Origin of the sequence: Nocardia colli (genome assembly GCF_008704205.1) — a bacterium.
GTDB lineage: Bacteria > Actinomycetota > Actinomycetes > Mycobacteriales > Mycobacteriaceae > Nocardia > Nocardia colli.
In genome coordinates this window covers 1-3174 of sequence record NZ_VXLC01000059.1, presented here as the reverse complement: position 1 = coordinate 3174, position 3174 = coordinate 1, and the positions used below count along the sequence as shown (strand labels likewise).

The following is a 3174-nucleotide window of genomic DNA, read 5'->3' as shown; positions in this document are numbered from 1 at the left end:
GTGTTGCGTTGACCGCCTGAGCCCGCAGGTATTACCGGACGGTGTCCCCGTCGACATCCTCGATCTTGTGTCACCTTCGCGGTGGACTTCTCGCGTGCCCGCGCCGATCGGTCAACGCCGAACGCGATAGCGCAGGTGAAGCACCCGGTTGCCCTGAATCACCACGTCAGGCTCCTCCAGTAGGTGCTGCGCGTGGACCGACCCGAAGTAGCGCTTGCCGGACCCGAACACGACAGGTACGACGTCCATCCGCACCTCGTCCATCAGGCCCGCGGCAAGCACCTGGCCACCGACGTCGCCGGCGGCGACCTCGACCATGCGCTCACCCGCAAGCTCCTGCGCCTTGGCCACGGCTGCCTCGACGCCGTCGATGAAGTGAAACGGCGCCTCGGGATCCCACCCCTCGGGCGCCGGCCGGTGCGTCACGACCACCACGTATTCGATCCCGCTCGGCGGCTTCCCCTCCCAGCCGTCGGTCATGTCGAAGACGTGACGGCCGACGAGTGTCGCCCCGATCTGGTCCCAGTACCGCCGGGTGTAGTCGTAGGACGTCTGCGACACCTTTACCGCGCCACTCTCGTCCAACGCGACGTCACCGCTGGACAACCAGTCGAACAGCGGTCCGGGCTGGTCATTCTCGTCCGCGATGAAGCCGTCCACCGACACCGAGCTGTACATGACCACCTTGCCCACGGGGCCTCCTTTGTTTGGGTGCCCCGAAACTAGCGTGTCGTGAGCTGGCGGTCTTGTAAGAAATCAATCGGCCGGCAGCGGCCAGCTGTCCAGCACGTGGCCGGGATGTTCGCGCAGGAATCGCCGCCGGACTTCGACGTACCGGGTCGGCGTGAGCCCGGTGAACGCCCGGAACTCGTGGCCGAAGTGGGCCTGGTCGAAGTAGCCTGCGCCACCGGCGAGTTCGCCCCAGTCGATCGGTCCGGCGGGGTTGATCGCGAACACGGTGGCGGCGAAGCGGTAGGTGCGGGCCATCCGCTTGGGCGTGACGCCGATGAGCTCCTTGAACCGCTGTGCCAGATGCGTGTTGCTGACACCGGCTGCCACGCTCAGGTCGCCGATCGCCATCGCTCCGCTGGTCGCCGCGATGACGCTGCTCGTATGACGGACCAGCCCCAGACCGGCGGTCTCGCACAGCCGTCGCATCAACTCCTGCTCGAGCAGCGTCAGCATCTCGTGCGGTCCGTCCGCCGTGGCCAGCCGGTCTCGCAGCTCGGCAATGGCGGACCGGCCCCAAACCTGCTCTACCGTCACCGGCCGGTCACGCAGCTCGGCCGCGGGCATCGACAGGAACGGCGCCAGCCCCCACGGCTTGAAATGCACGCCGACGGACCGGGTCCGGAGTGGGTAGCCGAACTCCAACGCACGGGTGGGCATGGTCACCACGCAGCCGTCGGCGTACTCGATCATCTCGATGTCGGTACCGGCACGGATGCGCAACGGCGCCCCGAGGTTGACGATGAACAACGCTGCGGGCATCGGCGGCAGCGTCAGCCGGGCGTACGGCGGCACACCCTCCAGGTAGTAAAGGTCGTCGATCAGCCCGTCCAGTGGCGGTCGCGGCACTCTCGACACGTACTCCACACCCATAGCATCGCCGACGCCCCGCCGGCACCGCACGCCGGGATGTTCCGCCGCGCTGCCGCCACGCATCGAGCTGACGCCGATCCCGGACGAGCGCCCGGCCACGGACCTTTGCGTGGGATACGCGCGCTGCGTGCGCGATGTAGGGTTCTCGGCCCTGCCACGCGGCGAGCAAACACCCTGAACTCGGCCTTTGCGTACGTCCAGCAGAGCGTCCCGAAATGCACTGCTGGACAACTGATCACGAGGAACTGATGTAGGTGACCTCTCGATGGATGCCTACACCAGTTCCTCGTGATCAATCGACCAGCAACCGAGTCGATGGCAGCCGAACCAAACGCCCGCATCGCGGCAATACCAGATGTTCTGCGCGGCAGTAGATCTCGCCGCGCAGAACGCCCGCCCGGCGGCAAGGAGCGCGTTGGCTGCTCTTCAAGAGTCGATCGGATCAAGCGCAAGGTACTCGCCACACTCCGAGAATTCGAAGATCGCTTCGTCGCTGTGGTCTTCGAGATTGGAGTCGATGGGCACGGCGTGTTCGGCTGGCGATTTCGGCCACACCATACGAATGAGCCTGGCTTCGCCACCCGACAACAACCGGGCCGCAGCGCGTCTCGCCAGCGTCATGGCCGTGTGATCGTCGAGGTCGAATTGCGACCCCCGCAAGAGCCACAGAAGTTGGTAGATGCCTGTGACATCCTCCTCGAGATGCTCACGAGCCTCGCGGAGGATCCATGCCTCAACACTCGGGAGATCCTGAGTCACCGCTGGAGTCTAGGAGTCACGCTGCCTGCCGGATGCTGCTGACACGCTCATCGGCAGGAGCGGACGTAGCTGATGCGGCTTCGGCGGTTGGTCCCGGTCGAGAATCTGGCCTCGGTGCACCGACGAACATCGCCGTGACCGAACGAACGTTTGAGGGCCAGCTATTCGGAGAACTAGGTGGGAATGCGCGCATGGCGGTCAGTCGCGCTGCTTGTGGCGTCGACTCTCTGCGACTTTAGCGTCGCAATCGACACGGGTCGTCTTTTGCGACGGCGGCGTGAGCTGCCTACCGTCAGGGTCGTAGCACATGCAGAACGACTTCCCGGTCGGCGTCGCAGGGAAGCATTGCAGAGACGAGTAGTCACCATTAGCCCAGCACTGCACGATCAGTTCGGAGCTCGCATCCGGATCTTCACGCTGGAGGGCTTGACGGCGTTCCGCTTGGCAATCGGTCTCAGCGGCGGCTTTCGAGCGGGGAGCCGCAGACGCACTGACTGCGGGTGTGAGCAAAATAGCCGCAGCCACTCCGAGCGCAGCGACGACACAACGCGACCGAGATCCGTACATCGAGCCTCCTGGTCTGACGAGCTTCTCGAAAATCAGGGCCCGCGCGAACTCGACACCGAGACTCGCGGTGCAATTTGCTGTCGACTCCCTATTCGGAGCCGCACTCCAGCCAGATGTCCCCAACTACAAATACGCCGAACCAGCCCTGGATCAACCCCGCCGGGCCAGCTCGGGATGTAGAACCTTTCGGTCGAGCCTCGGTCGCGTCTGCGCGCACGTCGGCAGAAGACCTCCGATCGTGCTAAC

3 protein-coding genes are annotated in these 3174 nt (G+C 65.1%); all 3 read right to left on the bottom strand.

The window, feature by feature from the left end; all coding sequences use genetic code 11:
* Positions 1-111: 111 nt before the first annotated feature.
* The 3 genes from F3087_RS45645 to F3087_RS45635 all read right to left on the bottom strand — a co-directional run bounded on the left by F3087_RS45645 (position 112) and on the right by F3087_RS45635 (position 2361).
* Positions 112-693: a dihydrofolate reductase family protein gene (locus F3087_RS45645; protein ID WP_150408469.1), complete on the bottom strand. Its 582-nt coding sequence runs from the start codon at positions 691-693 to the stop codon at positions 112-114.
* Between the two features lie 63 nt (positions 694-756).
* The gene (locus F3087_RS45640; RefSeq protein WP_223885848.1) at positions 757-1578 is read right to left on the bottom strand and encodes a helix-turn-helix domain-containing protein; all 822 of its coding nucleotides are present in this window, start codon (positions 1576-1578) and stop codon (positions 757-759) included.
* A gap of 450 nt (positions 1579-2028) precedes the next feature.
* Complete coding sequence (locus F3087_RS45635) at positions 2029-2361, bottom strand: hypothetical protein (RefSeq protein WP_150408468.1); 333 nt, start codon at positions 2359-2361, stop codon at positions 2029-2031.
* Between the last annotated feature and the right edge of the window lie 813 nt (positions 2362-3174).